The organism is Pantoea sp. CFCC18179, assembly GCF_059412405.1.
In genome coordinates this window covers 364,640-380,599 of the sequence record NZ_JBNBPM010000002.1, presented here as the reverse complement: position 1 = coordinate 380,599, position 15,960 = coordinate 364,640, and the positions used below count along the sequence as shown (strand labels likewise).

17 protein-coding genes are annotated in these 15,960 nt (G+C 55.2%); 6 read left to right on the top strand and 11 right to left on the bottom strand.

From position 1 onward, the window contains the following. Window positions 1-23 precede the first annotated feature (23 nt). Together uxuA and ACPUC7_RS06395 are read left to right on the top strand one after the other, a co-directional pair. Window positions 24-1,088, top strand: a complete 1,065-nt coding sequence (gene uxuA, locus ACPUC7_RS06400) for a mannonate dehydratase (protein ID WP_494922209.1) — start codon at window positions 24-26, stop codon at window positions 1,086-1,088. A 177-nt stretch (window positions 1,089-1,265) separates the two neighbouring features. Continuing rightward, window positions 1,266-1,679, top strand: coding sequence for an ester cyclase (locus ACPUC7_RS06395; RefSeq protein ID WP_494922208.1), 414 nt, complete (start codon window positions 1,266-1,268; stop codon window positions 1,677-1,679). On the opposite strand, the gene ACPUC7_RS06390 is transcribed toward ACPUC7_RS06395, so the two are convergent. From ACPUC7_RS06390 to ACPUC7_RS06345, 10 genes are all read right to left on the bottom strand, one after another. Then, the gene (locus ACPUC7_RS06390; protein WP_494922207.1) at window positions 1,676-2,098 is read right to left on the bottom strand and encodes a MarR family winged helix-turn-helix transcriptional regulator; all 423 of its coding nucleotides are present in this window, start codon (window positions 2,096-2,098) and stop codon (window positions 1,676-1,678) included. The genes ACPUC7_RS06395 and ACPUC7_RS06390 overlap by 4 nt on opposite strands. A gap of 66 nt (window positions 2,099-2,164) precedes the next feature. Further along, window positions 2,165-2,857: an amino acid ABC transporter permease gene (locus tag ACPUC7_RS06385; RefSeq protein ID WP_494922206.1), complete on the bottom strand. Its 693-nt coding sequence runs from the start codon at window positions 2,855-2,857 to the stop codon at window positions 2,165-2,167. A 15-nt stretch (window positions 2,858-2,872) separates the two neighbouring features. Further along, window positions 2,873-3,559, bottom strand: coding sequence for an amino acid ABC transporter permease (locus ACPUC7_RS06380; protein ID WP_494922387.1), 687 nt, complete (start codon window positions 3,557-3,559; stop codon window positions 2,873-2,875). Window positions 3,560-3,670: 111 nt separating this feature from the next. Beyond that, entirely contained in the window at window positions 3,671-4,486 is an 816-nt protein-coding gene (locus tag ACPUC7_RS06375; protein ID WP_494922205.1) for a transporter substrate-binding domain-containing protein, read from the bottom strand. Window positions 4,487-4,506: 20 nt separating this feature from the next. Further along, complete coding sequence (locus ACPUC7_RS06370; RefSeq protein ID WP_494922204.1) at window positions 4,507-5,244, bottom strand: amino acid ABC transporter ATP-binding protein; 738 nt, start codon at window positions 5,242-5,244, stop codon at window positions 4,507-4,509. 10 nt (window positions 5,245-5,254) lie between these two features. After that, window positions 5,255-5,821, bottom strand: coding sequence for a peroxidase-related enzyme (locus ACPUC7_RS06365; protein ID WP_494922203.1), 567 nt, complete (start codon window positions 5,819-5,821; stop codon window positions 5,255-5,257). Next, window positions 5,818-6,300, bottom strand: a complete 483-nt coding sequence (locus ACPUC7_RS06360; RefSeq protein ID WP_494922202.1) for a CMD domain-containing protein — start codon at window positions 6,298-6,300, stop codon at window positions 5,818-5,820. Before ACPUC7_RS06360 ends, ACPUC7_RS06365 begins: the two co-directional genes overlap by 4 nt. Beyond that, window positions 6,297-7,751, bottom strand: a complete 1,455-nt coding sequence (locus ACPUC7_RS06355) for an NAD(P)-binding domain-containing protein (protein ID WP_494922201.1) — start codon at window positions 7,749-7,751, stop codon at window positions 6,297-6,299. The genes ACPUC7_RS06360 and ACPUC7_RS06355 overlap by 4 nt, the downstream gene beginning before the upstream one ends. Before the next feature lie 329 nt (window positions 7,752-8,080). Continuing rightward, on the bottom strand, window positions 8,081-9,040 hold the full coding sequence (locus ACPUC7_RS06350; RefSeq protein WP_494922200.1) for a LysR family transcriptional regulator: 960 nt from the start codon (window positions 9,038-9,040) through the stop codon (window positions 8,081-8,083). Window positions 9,041-9,274: 234 nt separating this feature from the next. Then, window positions 9,275-10,183 (bottom strand): LysR family transcriptional regulator, encoded by a 909-nt coding sequence (locus tag ACPUC7_RS06345; protein ID WP_494922199.1) that lies wholly within the window; start codon window positions 10,181-10,183, stop codon window positions 9,275-9,277. Window positions 10,184-10,313: 130 nt separating this feature from the next. Here ACPUC7_RS06345 and ACPUC7_RS06340 point away from each other — a divergent pair, with 130 nt between their 5' ends. The 3 genes from ACPUC7_RS06340 to ACPUC7_RS06330 all read left to right on the top strand — a co-directional run bounded on the left by ACPUC7_RS06340 (window position 10,314) and on the right by ACPUC7_RS06330 (window position 14,304). Continuing rightward, window positions 10,314-11,624, top strand: coding sequence for an MFS transporter (locus ACPUC7_RS06340; RefSeq protein WP_494922198.1), 1,311 nt, complete (start codon window positions 10,314-10,316; stop codon window positions 11,622-11,624). A gap of 18 nt (window positions 11,625-11,642) precedes the next feature. Continuing rightward, on the top strand, window positions 11,643-12,731 hold the full coding sequence (locus tag ACPUC7_RS06335) for a tartrate dehydrogenase (protein WP_494922197.1): 1,089 nt from the start codon (window positions 11,643-11,645) through the stop codon (window positions 12,729-12,731). Between the two features lie 166 nt (window positions 12,732-12,897). Then, a complete protein-coding gene (locus tag ACPUC7_RS06330; RefSeq protein ID WP_494922196.1) occupies window positions 12,898-14,304 on the top strand; it encodes an MFS transporter in 1,407 nt (468 codons plus the stop codon). Window positions 14,305-14,402: 98 nt separating this feature from the next. On the opposite strand, the gene ACPUC7_RS06325 is transcribed toward ACPUC7_RS06330, so the two are convergent. After that, window positions 14,403-15,350, bottom strand: coding sequence for a MurR/RpiR family transcriptional regulator (locus ACPUC7_RS06325; protein ID WP_494922195.1), 948 nt, complete (start codon window positions 15,348-15,350; stop codon window positions 14,403-14,405). A 290-nt stretch (window positions 15,351-15,640) separates the two neighbouring features. Here ACPUC7_RS06325 and ACPUC7_RS06320 point away from each other — a divergent pair, with 290 nt between their 5' ends. After that, entirely contained in the window at window positions 15,641-15,946 is a 306-nt protein-coding gene (locus ACPUC7_RS06320) for a PTS sugar transporter subunit IIB (protein WP_343550889.1), read from the top strand. The last annotated feature ends 14 nt before the right edge of the window (window positions 15,947-15,960 follow it).

The following is a 15,960-nucleotide window of genomic DNA, read 5'->3' as shown; positions in this document are numbered from 1 at the left end:
ACACGATGACGGTGGATGACATTATGCAACTGACAATGCGTTGGTTTGGTCCAAAAGAAGATAAAGTTTCGCTGGAATATATTCGCCAGGTGCCGGGCGTACGCGGCGTGGTGGGCGCGTTGTATGACGTGCCGGTAGGTGAAACCTGGCCGGTAGATAAGATCAATGCGCTGGTTGAACAAGTGCATGCCGCTGGGCTGACGGTGGAAGTGATTGAAAGCGTCAACATTCACGACGATATCAAAATTGGCCTGCCGAGCCGCGATCGCTACATCGAAAACTATAAGCAAAGCATCCGTAATCTGGCGACGGTCGGTGTAAAAGTGATTTGCTACAACTTTATGCCGGTGTTCGACTGGATGAAGACCGACATGAATTATGTGCTGCCAGACGGCTCGCTGACCATGGCGTTCGAGAAGAAAGGCATTGATAAAAGCCTCGACGACGTGGTGCAGGAAGTGTTGGGCAATTCCAATGGCTTCGCGCTGCCAGGTTGGGAACCGGAACGTCTGGCAAAAGTGCAGGATCTGTTTGCCCAATATAAAGATGTCGATGACGCTAAACTTCGGGAAAACCTCGCCTATTTCCTCAAAGCGGTGATCCCGACGTGTGAAGAAGTCGGTGTGAAAATGGCGATCCATCCGGATGATCCACCGTATTCGATCTTTGGCCTGCCGCGCGTGGTGAAAAATCGCGACGATCTCGACTGGATCTGCAACGTGGTGGATTCCGAAGCCAACGGTATCACGTTGTGCACCGGATCGATTGCGGAAGATCCGGCGAATGATGTGTACGGCATTTTGGCGGAATTCTCGCGCCGCAAACGCATTCCATTTGCCCATGTGCGTAACATCAAAATCATTCAGGACAAAGATTTCTACGAGTGCGCGCATCCCACCGAATACGGTTCGCTGGATATGTATAAAGTGCTGCAATCGATGTACGACAACGGCTTCGACGGTTACATCCGCTCGGATCATGGCCGCTTTATCTGGGGCGAAACCGGCCGTCCAGGTTATGGCTTGTATGACCGCGCGCTCGGCACCACCTATCTGCTGGGATTGTGGGAAGCGCTGGGTAAACGCTAGTTCGGCGCGCTTTTCCCCTCACCCTAGCTTTCTCCCTCTCCCGCCTGCGGAGAGGGTTGGGGTGAGGGAAAGCCCGCACCATCCCCACCAAATACAAAGCACGACATAGCAAACCTCACCTCACGCTTTGCGGTTAAATATATACAGTTAAACTGTATATATTGGCGAGGTATCAGCATGTCAGAACAAAACAAAGCGGCAGTGCGCCGTTTCAATCAGCAGGTGATCGCCCAAGGCGATCGTCAAGCCTTCGATCAACTGGTCGCAGAGAATTTCGTTAATCACTCCGCTCCGCCCAACGGCGCAAACGATCGCAAAGCGTTGTGGCACACCTTTGATCAGATCCTGCGCCCGGCACTTTCCGATCTTCAGGTTGAGATCCATCAGCAGATTGCAGAAGGCGATTGGGTCACCACGCGCAAAACCATTACTGGCGTGCACAGTGGCGTGCTGATGGGCATCGCGCCCACCGGTTCAGCGGTCAAAATTGAAGTGATGGATATGGTGCGAATTGAGAATGGGCAATATGTGGAACATTGGGGCATCAATACGCTGGCGGCGGTAGTTAGCCAGCTGCGCAGCATCAGTTAAAGCAGCTTGCGCAGCGCGGCGATGCCTTTTTGCAAGTCGTCGCGCGCCTGCTCATCCAACGCCTCATCAATGCGCTGCGCCAGCCACGTCGCGCGCTGTTGCCGCGCGGCAGCCAGTTGCTCGCGCGCCTGATCGCTTAACACAATCACCTGCGCGCGCGCATCCTGTGCGCTTTTTTGCCGCAGCACCAATCCTTGCAACTCCAGCTCGTTGATCACCAAACGCATACTTTGATGCTTCACACCGCGCAACCGCGCCAGATCGGCAATCGAAAGCGCTTGATGACTATCCAGCAAATCCAGCGTTTCATACTGCGACGTGCGCACCGTTGCAGTAGCGATACGTACATTACGCACCAGTGCGCTGATGATCTGGCGCAGCGCTTCTGCCTGCTGCTGAGTGTCTTTATGAGAGGTCAAAGTGGCGGCTCCGGCACAAATAAAGCGCCCAGTATAATCGGGTCGCCATTTTTGGCGACCTCAGCTTTACGTCCGCACGCGCAATCGCGCTTCGATCTTGTCGGCAATCTTGGTGACCACATACGCAATCACCATGTAGAACACCACCGCGATCAGGAAGGCTTCGAGATAGTAGAAATTCAGCGCCGCGGTCAATTGCGCCTGAGCGAATATATCCACCACTTCGATGGCAAACGCCAGCGACAGCGCTTTCATGATCACCATAAAGGCGTTCGCTAGATCGGGAATCGCCGCCACAATAATCTGCGGGAACATCACACGGCGGAACAGCTGACCGCCGCTGTAACCCAGCGACAACGCGGCATCCGATTGTCCGCTATCAAACGAGTTGAGCGCACCCTTCCACACTTCCGCCTGAAACGCCGCCACGCAGGCACTTAGGGCCACAATGATAATCACCCAGTTCGGCAGCGAGTGGGCGTTCACTTCCACACCCAACAGCGTGGCAACGAAATGCAGCGCCGGTGGCAAACCGTAATAGGCGAGGAAAATCACCACCACCATTGGCACGCCTTTGAAGGCGATCTTGTAAGCGATCACCAACTGGCGCAGCACAGGAATACGGCGATGTTCGATAAAAGCAAACAGCCCGCCAAGCAGCGTGGAACAGACAAACACCGTCACCGCCATCAACAGCGTAACCGGCACCGCATCGAGAATGCTCCAGAAGTCCGGTAGCAAAACCTCAAGATCAAACATGGTTGCTCTCCCTTATCAGACGCTGGTGAACTTGACGCGTGCAGCGCTTTTCGAGCTGTACTTAGCGTGACGTTGTTCGAAATAACGGATAATCAGCCAGGCCACGCCGCACAGCAGCGAATAGAGCACCGCCAGCACCAGATAGGTACCGAACTGATATTGGTTGTAGTCGCGTTCCATGATCAGATGCGCGGTCGCCATCACATCCGCCGCACCGATGTACATCACCAACGCCACGTTATGAATCAGATAGATAATCGCGTTGCCGTAACCAGGCAGCGCAAAATGCAGCGCCTGCGGGCCAACAATGCGTTTCATCTTTTGCCAGAAGCTGTAACCCATGCTGTCGGCCGCATCATGCTGACCACGCTCAACCGCCAGAAACGCCGGACGCATCACTTCCGACAAATAGCCGCCGTGATACAGGCTCAAACCAATCATCGCCGCCACGTTGGCAGTGAAAAAGTCGGCGTAGCCAAGATGGTCGGTGATCAGCGGCAAGCCATAAAACGCCACGAACAGCTGCAACACCACTGGCACGCTGCGCGCGTATGAAACATATAAATCAACTAATGAGCTGATAAGCGCGATGCGACGAACGCGCAACGCGGTGGCGATCAGCGCCAGGAAGAACCCGACGATCATCGCGACAAACATTATGCCAAGCGTCAACGGCAGCGCCGACAGCAGCTCGGGTATCATTGAAGTCAGATTCACGGTGAAACACTCCTGCTAAAAAAGAGCCGATGCATGCGTCGTAGGGGCGGCCTTTGGCCCGCCCGTTTCAACGCATCATCGAGCACGGTGAATCGCTTACTTCATATACTTGGTCACGTCTTCGCCGAACCACTTCTGCGCCAGCTTATCCAGCGTGCCGTCGGCTTTCAGCTGTTGCAGCGTTTTGGCGATATCATCGTTCAGCGCCTGGTTCTCGGCAGAACGGTGGATCAGCACGTAGGTGTTGTTCACCGCCACTGGCTCGCTGGCTTTGATCTTCAGTTTCTGCTCGTCGATCACCGTCTGCTCACCGAGGTTCGAAGGCAGGATCAGCGCATCATATTTGCCGCTCTGCACTTCTTTCAGACGATCCGGATAAGGCACGCCAGCGCTCGACGCTTTGATCTCCACTTTGTCGTTTGGATTGTCTTGCTGCCATTGCGTGACGAATTTGTACACGCCGCCGCCCGCAGTCACAGGCACGATGTTTTTGCCGACCAGATCTTTCATGCCGTTGATGTTGCTATCGCTGCGGCTGTAGATCTTCATCAGGCTGGCACCGATTGGCGCATCCGGGATCAGGAACTGTTTGCTACGCGCCGGCGCTTTGTAATAGCCGCCGCTCGCCATGTCATATTTGCCGGTTGCCAGGCCGGTTTCTTGCGCGATATCGGCTGCGCCTTCCATCACGAATTTGTACTGCGGCAGTTTGGCGTTGATGGCTTTCAGCACATCCGGCTCGTAGCCCTGCGGCTCGTGACCAATCGCGCCCCACGACAGCGGCTTAGATTCCGCAGCGGTGGCGATTTTGATGGTGCGCACCGCGTCAGCGAAGCTGCTAGTGCTGATCAAGGCCAGTGCGATGATGCCAGGCGCGGCCAGGCGACGTAATGAGGTTTTGATTGCAGGCATGTCTTTGATTCCTTTAATTATTAGAATACGCGTTCTGAATTGAGGAACTGAGCAAGGCGCGGCAGGGTTGGATTATCAAACATCTCAGTCGGGCTGCCCTGCGCGGCCACCACGCCCTGATCCATAAACACGATGCGATTCGAAATGCTTTTGGCGAACTGCATCTCATGCGTCACCAGCAGCGAGGTAATGCCGGATGACGCCACGTCTTTAATCACTTTCAGCACTTCGCCCACCAACTCGGGATCGAGCGATGAAGTCGGTTCATCAAACAGCATCACATCAGGACGCACCGCCAGCGCGCGGGCGATGCCGGTACGCTGCAACTGGCCGCCAGAAAGCTGCGACGGATAGTGATCGAGCTTGGCGCCTAATCCCACGCGATCCAGCTCCTGCACGGCGATGTCGCGCGCTTGCTGCTTGCTTTTGCGTTGAATGACGATCAGCGGGTCCATGACGTTTTCCAGCACCGTCATGTTTTTGAACACGTTAAATTGCTGGAACACCATCGCGGTGCGCAGACGGATCGCCTGGATCGCCGCTTTATCTGGCGACTGGTAATCCATGCGGATCTGATCGAGCTGGATGGTGCCCGATGCCGGTTTCGCCAGATAGTTAATGCAGCGCAACAACGTGGTCTTACCGGTGCCGCTTGGCCCGATGATCGACACCACATCGCCGCGTTTTACCGACAAATCGACGCCTTTCAAGATCGGCGTGCTGCCGTATGAGAGCTTAATATCGTTGAGTTCTAACATGCATCAGCCCTTATTTGTTCAGGTCAGCATGGCCAAGCACATGCATCAAACGGTTGGCCCAGCCAAAAATGGCGATGGCGTGGATCAGGTCGATAATCTCCTGATCGTTCATGCCGACCGCGCGCAGTGCCGCCATATCATCAGCATTCGCTTCCGACGGCGTCACCGATAAACGGCGGGCGAAACGGTAGATCGCCGCATCGCGCTCACTCAATACATCGGCACGATCAAAATAAATTGCACTCACCACCGCGTCGCTTTCCGCCAGCTGCGCGTGGCGGCGCGCATGCACCACCGCGCAATATTTGCAGCCGTTGACGATCGATGCGCCCAGCGCGCCGAGTTCACGATCCGCGCGATCCAATCCACCTTCGACATACATGATGGCGTTGAACAGCACGGTGCGCGCTACGTAGCTATCGGGATCGTGTGCCAGCGTGCGCACATATTCGGAGATCTTCTTATTGGATGGCGTCACTTTCATCGCATCAAGCTGCGCGGGCGTAGCATCAGCCACTTCGACCGGCGCGATATACGGATGCCAATGCAACGGCTTGAGATTAACCGACGGAATCATGCAGACCTCAACAAACGTAATCCGGCCGCAACGCGCGTCTGGAAGTTAACAAAAGCGATCAGTTCAGACAGCGCCACAATTTGCGGATTGCTCAAACCGGCCTGCTCCAGCAAGCGAATGTGTTGCTCGGTGGCGTTCATCGGCTGCTGGGTGACCAGATCGGCGTGGCGTGCAATCGTCGCCAGCGGCTCCGCCAGATCAGTGGCACCTGCCGCTAACGACAAAAGCGCATCGGATGGCTGCTGCTGCTCAAGCTGCACCTGATAATCGGCTTGCAGCGCGGCATCGTTATTCAACATCGCCATACGCTGCGCCAGCGCCAGACGCAGATCGGCGGCTAACCCCTGCTCGTCGTTCGGCGTCAATACCGATTGGCGGCACTGCTCCGCCCCATCAACAAATTCCGGGCGCAGGCGGCGCGTGGCGTACAGCGCATCGTCGGCGGTTAATCCGGCTGCGCGATCAATTGCGTCACTCACTGCGCATTCTCCTGGTTAAGTAACGGTGTGGAATCCACCCATTCATCGCCCTGCAATTCAGGGGTGTCAAAAGCTTGTAGGTTGGCGTAATGCTGCTCGACGTCTTCGGCAAACAGCGAAGCGGTGATGCCGCGCACCAGCCGATCGGCACCGGCGCTGACCGCCGGAATATCGCCGGACACTTTGCCGTGCGTCAGCATCGCCGCATCGTTAAAGCAGTGAATGTGCGCCAACTGCGGGCATGCGCCTGGCGTCAGTTCGCGGAATTCAAAGGAGGGGCCGAGATCCGGCGCTTCCAGCAAGCTTTGTCGTGGCGCGCCCATTTCAGGTTGATAGCGTCCATCGCGCCAGCTGCGAATATGCGGCGCGATGGCGGCGAACTCTGGGCGTCCGTGGAAATCGTTGCTAAAGCCGGTGGCGGCAATCAAAAAGTCATAGCGCAGCGCGCCTTGCGTGGTTTCGATCAGTAAGCCGTTGACTTGCTGCTTCACCGCGTTGATACCGCAGTCGAGCAAGAAACGCGCGTTATCGTGACGTGACACGCGCAGCGTTGAGGAGCGCGGCGGCGGCGTTTGCGTGGTGGCGGTGTAATCGACAAACGCCCATTTCCACGCATCCGGTAATTGATGCATGCCGTGCACCACGCCCTGGCTGCCAATGCCGGTCATCTTGTTGATGCGCGGCATCTGTTTGCGGCGAATCAGCAAATCGACTGCGCCTGCGCCGTTTTCCAGCGCGGTGGCAGCGTTATCCATCGAAGATGCGCCGGCACCAATCACCGCAATGCGTTTGCCTTTTAAAGCAGTGAAATCAATCTCGTCAGCAGAGTGCGCCCAGAATTGGCGGTCGATCCCTTGCAGGAAATCCGGCACGGCGAAACCGCCAAGGCCAGAACGTCCGGTCGCCAGCACCAAACGGCGGGTGTAAACGCGGCCTGTTTCTGCACCGCTGAGATCCAGCGCAATCAAATCGCCATCGAAGGCAATATTGCTAACACGCACGTTGTTGTGCACCGGCAGGTTCAGTACCTTGCGATACCAAATCAGATAATCCATCCACTGCGCTTTGGGAATTTTATCCAGCTCAAGCCAGGCTTCTTTGCCCCACTGCGCAGTAAACCACGCGCGGAAAGTGAGTTGCGCCATGCCAAGCGCCGGGCCGTGTAACGTTTTCGGCGAGCGCAGGGTTTCCATGCGCGCGAACGTCACCCACGGACCTTCTAAACCGGCGGGCGCGGCATCGTAGGCCACGGCATTACTGATGCCGGTAAACTGCAATTTCGCCAGCGCCGCTAATCCGCACATGCCCGCACCAATCACCACCACATCGCGTACGGCGGCGCCATTATGCGTGCGTTCAGGCACCCAGGATTTGGCGGGCAGTTCCAGATATTCCAGATCTTGCTGTAACTGCGCTTCCAGTGCAGCAAGGCCTTCGGCGGCATAAGTCATAGACGTTTTCCCAGAATGAAGCGGCAGCCAATCGCCGCTAAAGCGCGTAAATCACTATGCATTGCCATTATCCTGATAACACATAGTTAATGGGTAATAATCATTAAATCGCATAGTAATAACTAAGGATTCGCATATTCCTCTTGCCCTAAATCGGAGTCAAGATTTGCGCTCAGCTTTTGACCAATGGATTTCTTATATCTTATGCCGAAAATGTTATAAGCGGGTTCTGAGTGGTTTACCGGTCACCATAAATGGCGACCCTACAAAACCTCGCCGTATTCGTAGGGTCGCCATTTATGGTGACTTTTTTGAAAAAAAGCTGAACATTAATCCTGATTTATCAACCGCATAATACGTGGATGTTCACTGGCAGGCAGGCGTTCAAAACCCGGTAACAGATCAGCCGCCGCGTTGGCTAACGCCTCCACCAGCGCCTGCGCAGCGCTGGAAATTTGCCGACCTTGCGGCGTGATGACGCCGAAATAGTAAGGAATATCTTCTTCCAGTGGACGAATCGCCACACCCGCCAGCGGCATGCCCCACGCGGTGACCGGTTCTAAGATTGCCACGCCCAATCCGGCACGCACGCAGCCAAGAATATTGGCGGAAGAGTTGGTTTCAATAGTCTCCAGCAGCGGCGCTTTGACCTTTTTCAGCGCCTTTTCATAGCGTCCACGCAGACGTTGCGGGCTCCACGGCGCAATCAAACGACGCCCCGCCAAATTGCTTAACGACAACTGCGACTGCGCGGCGAGTTCATCATTTTCTGGCAGCGCCACCACGCATTGCGATTGCCCGATCCAGTGTAATTCCACCGCGTGGTGCTCCAGCGGCAAACTGCATAAACCGAGATCGGCTTCGGCAGTGATCACCGCATGCGCGGTCTGCACCGCCGATTCGCTGATGATCTGCACTTTGTTCTGCAAGTTGAGCGCAGCCAGTGCCTGCGGCAATAAACCGGCAGCCAGCGCAGGCGTAGCGGCGATGCTCAACGGACGATGCTGTTGATGGGCGATCTCCTGCGCGCGCAGGCGAATTTGTTGCAAGGAGAGCAAGGCTTTCTGCACATATTGATGCAGTTGCAACGCTTCTTCGGAAGGATGGATGCGCGGCCCGTTGCGGATAAACAGCGGATAACCTAACGATTGTTCCAATTCCTGGATCAGGCGCGACACCGCTGGCTGCGAGCGATTCAGCGCCTTCGCCGCCGCCGTCACACTACCAGCAGAGATCACCGCCGAGAAGGCTTCAAGCTGACGTAAATCCAGATCGTTGATAATAGTCATCGCGCGATTTTTCCCTAACTCATTGATCATCCGCGCAATCACGCGGGAAAGTTTTCATCATAGAGAGAGTGGCGGGAATTAGCCACTGGATGGATGGTGGATGGTGTGCGTTGTCCCTCACCCTAGCCTTCTCCCATAAATGGAAGAGGGAACTGCCCGCTGCGGGGTGGAATTTTATCCCACCTAATATCCCCTCTCCCGCGTGCGGAAAAGGGTTAGGGTGAGGGCCAGCGATCACAATTTCTCCGTCAATTCACCCTGATGCTCATGCAACAACCGCAGCATCTCCAGCAGAAAACTGTCCTGATTACCCTGTTGCCAGGCGATGCTCAGCGGCAAACCTTTTAGTTGCTCCGGCAAATCCAGCGCAATATAACTGACGCTGTCGCTGTTCATAGTGCGGTACGAAGCGGGCACCACCGCTAATCCCAATCCGGCGGAAACCAGGCTCAGAATGGTTTGCTTCTCTTCGGCAAACTGGGCGATATGCGGCGTGAATCCTGACAACTTGAACAGGTTGATGGTGAGATCGTGGCTATGTGGACGCGTGCGGCGATCGGGAATAATCATCGCTTCCTGCTGAAAATCATCCACCGTTACCCTAGTGCGTCCGGCTAATCGATGATGCAACGGTACCGCCAGCACGCAGCTTTCGCGGGTAATAAAACGCACCGCTATTGCAGCATCAATACTTTGCGGCTCGCGGATAAATATCATATCCAGCCAACCCGATTTTAATTTCGGAATCAAATTAATGGTTTTATCTTCAATAATATGAATATCACTGTGTGGATGCAGCGGTACAAATAAGTTTAATAGTGCCGGAACTAATCCGCGTGCAGCGCTATCAATTGCGCCAATACGTAAAGTACGCCGTTCATCTTTTAATCCCACTTTAAATCGCTGCGCCAGTGCATCAAATTGATCGATGAGTTTCCCGGCCTCATCAAAGAATATCGCCCCTTCAGCGGTTAATGAAACATTGCGCGTTGAGCGATTTAATAAACGCACGCCGACATCGTCTTCCAATAAGCGAATGAAGCGGGAAAGTGACGCAGGCATCATTTCCAGCTTTTGTGCCGCGCGGCCAAAATGGAGTTCTTTGCCCACCGCCACAAAGCAACGCAATTGATTTATATCCACATTCCCCTCACCCGCCGATTATGCAAATAGTTTATATAATCCACATCTAATGATAAGCCAAAACAAAACGGCATACTGAACTCGATTACAAAAAAATAACACCACCCTACATAATCTGGAGCACTTTAATATGAACTCTCACCTCGAAAAAAGGGTGATGCGTAAAGTGACATTACGCATTGTGCCCTTCATCATGCTGCTCTACTTCATCGCTTTTCTCGATCGCGTCAATATTGGTTTTGCCGCGTTAACCATGAATCAGGATTTAGGTTTCTCGCCAACGGTATTTGGTTTTGGCGCGGGCATCTTTTTCCTCGGCTATTTTCTGTTTGAAGTCCCGTCGAATTTAATTCTGCATAAAGTCGGCGCGCGTATTTGGATCGCCCGCGTGATGATTACCTGGGGATTAGTCTCCGGCTGCATGGCGTTTGTGCAGGGCACCACCAGTTTCTACGTGCTGCGCTTCCTGCTCGGCGTGGCGGAAGCCGGCTTCTTCCCTGGCATCATTCTCTATCTCAGTTACTGGTTCCCGGCGGCGAAACGCGCGCAGGTCACCGCCATTTTCATGGCTGCCGCCCCACTCTCCACCGCACTGGGTTCACCGATCTCCGCCGCGCTACTGGAGATGCACGGCATGCTCGGCTACGCCGGTTGGCAGTGGATGTTTGTGTTGGAAGCAATTCCGGCGCTGCTGTTCGGCATTGTGGTGCTGTTTTTCCTCACCGATCGCCCAGCTAAAGCCAAGTGGCTGACTGATGAAGAACGCGCGTGGCTGGAAAACACCATGAAGGCCGAAGAACAAGCGCGCGCGGCCAATCAAAGCCACAGCAGCGCCTGGCGTGGTTTGGCGGACAAACGCGTACTGGCGCTGGCGCTGGTGTATTTCGGCACCTCCGCCGGTTTGTACACGCTCGGCATCTGGTCGCCACAAATCATCCGCAGCTTCGGCGCATCGTCGATGGAGATTGGTTTCCTCAATGCCTTCCCGGCAGTGATTGGCGTGATCGGCATGATCCTGTGGGCACGCCATTCGGATCGCACTAAAGAGCGCAGCTGGCACGTGATTGGCGCCTGTTTGTTGGCGGCGGCTGGACTGATTTATGCCGGTAACGTCAGCACACTTTTCGCGGTAATTATCGCCCTGACGTTGGTCACCGTCGGCATCAGCGCCTCTAAACCGCCGTTGTGGAGCATGCCAACGCTGTTCCTCAGTGGCCCGGCCGCGGCAGCAGGCATCGCCACCATTAACTCGATTGGCAATCTTGGCGGCTTCGTCGGCCCGATGATGATCGGCGTGATCCGCCAGCAAACCGGCAGCTACACGTGGGGACTCTATTTTGTCGCCGGGCTGTTGGCGCTCTCCGCCATCGTGGTTCTGATTCTTTCTGCCAGCGGCAATAAGCCGCAACCCGCAGAACTTCCTCATCCTCATACACATTGATCTAACTGGAGAAACACTATGCGTAACTACAATATTGCCGCAATTCCTGCAGATGGTATTGGCCCGGAAGTGATCTCGGCGGGCGTCGAAGTGCTGCATGCGCTGACGCGTCACGATCCGCAGCTCAAATTCAACGTGCAGACCTTTGATTGGGGTTCGGATTACTACAAACAGCACGGTGTGATGATGCCGGAAGATGGCCTGCAAACGCTGAAGAAGTTTGATGCCATCTACTTCGGCGCAGTCGGTGCGCCCGATGTGCCGGATCACATCACGTTGTGGGGATTACGCCTGCCGATTTGCCAGGGCTTTGATCAGTACGCCAACGTGCGTCCGACCAAAATCCTGCCGGGCGTGACGTCGCCGCTGCGTAATCGTGGTCCCGGCGATCTCGATTGGGTGATTGTGCGAGAAAACTCGGAGGGCGAATATTCGGGCAACGGCGGCCGTGCGCACCGCGGTTTGCCGGAAGAAGTCGGCACCGAAGTCGCCATCTTCACCCGCGTCGGCGTGACGCGCATTATGCGTTATGCCTTCAAACTGGCGCAGTCGCGCCCGCGCAAACTGCTGACCGTGGTGACCAAGTCTAACGCGCAGCGTCACGGCATGGTGATGTGGGATGAAATCGCCGCCGAAGTGGCGCAAGAGTTCCCGGATGTGCAATGGGATAAAATGTTAGTGGATGCGATGACGCACCGCATGACGCTGCATCCGCAAAGCCTCGACACCATTGTCGCCACCAACCTGCACGCCGATATTTTGTCGGATCTGGCGGGCGCTTTGGCGGGCAGCTTGGGCGTTGCGCCAACGGCAAATATCGATCCCGATCGCCGCTTCCCGTCGATGTTTGAACCGATTCACGGCTCAGCGTTTGATATCACCGGCAAAGGCATCGCCAACCCGATCGCCACTTTCTGGACGGCGGTGCAAATGCTGGAACATCTCGGCGAGCGTGATGCGGCGGCGCTGATTATGCAGGCGATTGAGTTTGTCTGCGCGAAAGGTATCTTGACGCCAGATGTCGGCGGCACGGCGAATACGGCGCAAGTGACGAAGGCGGTGGTAGAGTTTATTACTGCCAAAGCCAAGGTGGCTGAAGCGGTATAATTTACCCCGCAGCAGGTCACCATAAATGGCGACCCTACGTTGGATCATCACGGCTTGTGTGGGGTCGCCATTTATGGGGACCTCAACATTTTGCTAAACATTTCAATTTGCACCCTTGCCGCTTTTAATTAACAGTCATGGCATCCCTTTTTTCACAGGCTCCCGCATGACGCACGCAGTTAAGCAAGCAGGTTCGCATACCAATCACACCTTGGTTTTAGCTCTATTAGTCGCCGTTACCTTCTTTATGGAAAACCTCGATGCCACGGTCATCACCACCGCGATTCCGCAAATGGCACGCGATTTCGCCGCTAGCCCGGTAGCGTTAAACATCGGCGTCAGCGCCTATTTACTGGCTGTGGCGATATTTATTCCGATGAGCGGTTGGCTGGCCGAGCGCTTCGGTGCGCGCACTATCTTTGCCAGCGCCATTTTGATTTTCACCTTCGCGTCGATTCTGTGTGGCTTCAGCGACACGCTGGCGATGTTTACGCTCAGTCGTATTTTGCAAGGGATTGGCGGCGCGATGATGGTGCCGGTCGGACGCATGGTGGTGCTGCGTGCCACCGAGAAAAAAGACATGGTGAAAACCATCGCCTTTATTACCTGGCCGGGACTGATTGCGCCGGTGCTGGGGCCGCCGCTCGGCGGGTTGATTGTCACTTACGGGCATTGGTCGTGGATTTTCTGGCTCAACATCCCGCTCGGCATTATCGCGTTAGTCGCTACCGCGTATTTAGTGCCGCAGTTTAAAGCTGAGCAAATGCGCCCCTTCGATATTAAAGGTTTTGCCTTCACCGCGACTGCCTGTACGGCGTTAATTATCGCGTTGGAAGCATTGGGACAAATGCATCTGAATCTCGGCGTTCCGTTATTACTGCTCGGCGTATTGTGCTGCTGGCTGGCGTATCGTCACAGCTTTATTCACCCACAACCGCTGTTGCCGTTCAGCGCGCTGAAAATTGCTACCTTCCGCAATGCGGTGATTGGCGGCTCCTTCTTTCGCGCCTCAATTAACGCGGTGCCGTTTTTATTGCCGCTGCTGTTTCAACTGGGATTTGGCTGGAGCGCGGCGCAAGCCGGTGCGATGGTGTTGTGGGTGTTTGCGGGCAATCTGGCGATGAAACCCGCCACCACCTGGTTGATGAAACGCTGGGGTTTTCGTCAGGTATTGATGGTAAATGGCGTAATCAGTTTGGTGGCGATGCTCGGCTGTTTGCTGCTCAATCCGGCGCTGGGTTATTTCTCCATCGCTGCGATTCTGTTTATTGGCGGCCTGTCGCGCTCGCTGCAATTCAGCTGCTACAACAGCCTCGGATTCGCCGATGTGCCGCAAAGTAAAATGAGCGATGCGTCGGTGGTGTTTAGCATCTTCTTCCAGTTCAGCATGAGCGCTGGCATCGCGCTGGCGGCGCTGTTCCTGCGTGGTTCGATGTGGTGGCATGAACACGCGACGATTGCCCAGAGCGATATTCATGTCGCGTTTGCCGGTGTCGCGCTGTTGGTACTGATGTCGCTATTCGATGTGTGGCGATTGGAGAAAAACGCCGGTGCGCAGGTGTTGGTGAAATAGGCAAGCTCGCCAACAATGCGCTTTCGGTCACCGTAAACGGCGACCCTACAAGGGATTGGCGCGGTTTTTGTAGGGTCGCCATTTATGGTGACCACGACTTACAACGCCGCCTCCAACCGCTCCAACGCGAACAAAATGCCGTAGCTGCGCGCGCTTTTTGTCTCCGGTAGCGGCAACCAAATATCGGCCTGGCTGGCGAGATCCAGCGCTTGCGGGCACAGCGCGATCACTGCGGTTTTCTGAATATGCGCATGATGTACCGCACTGAGCACCGTGCTGCTCACCGCATCAGGCGCGAGAATCAGCAACAAATCATCCGGCTGCAAACGGCTTAAGGTCATGCGCAGCAGGTTATCGTCCTGAATCCATGCGATAGCTAATCCGGCGCTGTTCAGGCGCTGCTGCACCTCCGTCGCCAGCGGCGTTTGTTGTCCGGCACCGCCAATCAACAACACGCTGCGCGCTTTACGCAACGCCGTTGCCGCGCGTTCCCAGGTGGCGGTTTCGGCCTGCGACCATTGCTGGGTTAACGCCTGATGAATCACTTCCAGCGGCGCAATCACATTCGTCGAGCGTTGCTGCGGCGCAGATGAGGCGCGCGCTAACCGCATACGCAAATCGCGAATATCCTCGCAACCCACCGATCGCGCAAAACGGGTGATAGTGGCGGCGCTGACTTCGGCGCGCCCGGCCAACTGTTCGATGGTGGCAGACGCGGCAAACGCGCTGTCGCCAAGAATTGTCTCAGCTACGCGTTTTTCCTGCTGGCTTAGCGAAGCTTGTCGCTGGCGAATCACATCGAGAAAGGCCACTTCCTGCTGCTGACCGGCCTTGCGTACCTGATGCAAAAAATCATCCAGATCGCGACAGCCCGCCGATGCTGCGAAACGGCGCAGCACTTCCTGACTGACGCCCGCCTGCGCGGCAAGGCTTTCCATGGTGGCCTGCGCATTGCTGTGCAGGTTGGCCAGAATAAATCGCGCCAGCTTCGATTCCTGCGCATCCGCGCGCTCCGATTGCTGCTGTAATTGCCAGACAATATCCATCAGATCATCACATCCTCAGTAGCGAAAGCACATCATGCATGAAAATCTTTTTCACGGTGAATTTTTTTTCGACGTTTTGTGCGCCATTTCCACGTTTAAACGACAATGTTAATGAAAAATTACAGTACGGATCACAGCCATGAAAAATATTTTCACGCACAAAACCAACACAACATAATGATTTTAATCAATTAAATAATCATTCATCAGAAAATCCTCTGCCGCGAGGGTATTTACAGCATCTCCGAGACAGGTCTTAAATGCCCCTGTCAAATCACAGGAGAAAAGTTATGCGCATCGTACTTTGCTGTGCCGCCGGAATGTCAACCAGCATGCTGGTGAGCAAAATGCAGAGCGCCGCTCAAGGGCGCGGCTTGGCCGTTGAGATCAAAGCGGTGCCGGTGGCGGAATTCGAACGTATTCTGCCAGACGCCGATGTGGTGCTGCTCGGCCCACAAGTGCAGTTTGAAGCCGCTCGTCTCACCGCCATTGCCGCTCCGCAGGGCAAATCTGTTGCCGTCATTGACATGATGGATTACGGCATGATGCGTGGCGAACAGGTGCTGGATAAAGCCCTGGCGCTACACGCTTCCTAAACACCCGTTTCACC

Bases quoted from the DNA above. Each gene is read 5' to 3' on its own strand.
- ACPUC7_RS06380 (WP_494922387.1), bottom strand. From the start codon at position 3,559: ATGATACCCGAGCTGCTGTCGGCGCTGCCGTTGACGCTTGGCATAATG.
- ACPUC7_RS06325 (WP_494922195.1), bottom strand. From the start codon at position 15,350: ATGGATATTGTCTGGCAATTACAGCAGCAATCGGAGCGCGCGGATGCG.
- ACPUC7_RS06355 (WP_494922201.1), bottom strand. From the start codon at position 7,751: ATGACTTATGCCGCCGAAGGCCTTGCTGCACTGGAAGCGCAGTTACAG.
- ACPUC7_RS06335 (WP_494922197.1), top strand. From the start codon at position 11,643: ATGCGTAACTACAATATTGCCGCAATTCCTGCAGATGGTATTGGCCCG.
- ACPUC7_RS06350 (WP_494922200.1), bottom strand. From the start codon at position 9,040: ATGACTATTATCAACGATCTGGATTTACGTCAGCTTGAAGCCTTCTCG.
- ACPUC7_RS06340 (WP_494922198.1), top strand. From the start codon at position 10,314: ATGAACTCTCACCTCGAAAAAAGGGTGATGCGTAAAGTGACATTACGC.
- ACPUC7_RS06395 (WP_494922208.1), top strand. From the start codon at position 1,266: ATGTCAGAACAAAACAAAGCGGCAGTGCGCCGTTTCAATCAGCAGGTG.
- ACPUC7_RS06320 (WP_343550889.1), top strand. From the start codon at position 15,641: ATGCGCATCGTACTTTGCTGTGCCGCCGGAATGTCAACCAGCATGCTG.
- ACPUC7_RS06330 (WP_494922196.1), top strand. From the start codon at position 12,898: ATGACGCACGCAGTTAAGCAAGCAGGTTCGCATACCAATCACACCTTG.
- ACPUC7_RS06370 (WP_494922204.1), bottom strand. From the start codon at position 5,244: ATGTTAGAACTCAACGATATTAAGCTCTCATACGGCAGCACGCCGATC.
- ACPUC7_RS06375 (WP_494922205.1), bottom strand. From the start codon at position 4,486: ATGCCTGCAATCAAAACCTCATTACGTCGCCTGGCCGCGCCTGGCATC.
- ACPUC7_RS06365 (WP_494922203.1), bottom strand. From the start codon at position 5,821: ATGATTCCGTCGGTTAATCTCAAGCCGTTGCATTGGCATCCGTATATC.
- ACPUC7_RS06385 (WP_494922206.1), bottom strand. From the start codon at position 2,857: ATGTTTGATCTTGAGGTTTTGCTACCGGACTTCTGGAGCATTCTCGAT.
- uxuA (WP_494922209.1), top strand. From the start codon at position 24: ATGCAACTGACAATGCGTTGGTTTGGTCCAAAAGAAGATAAAGTTTCG.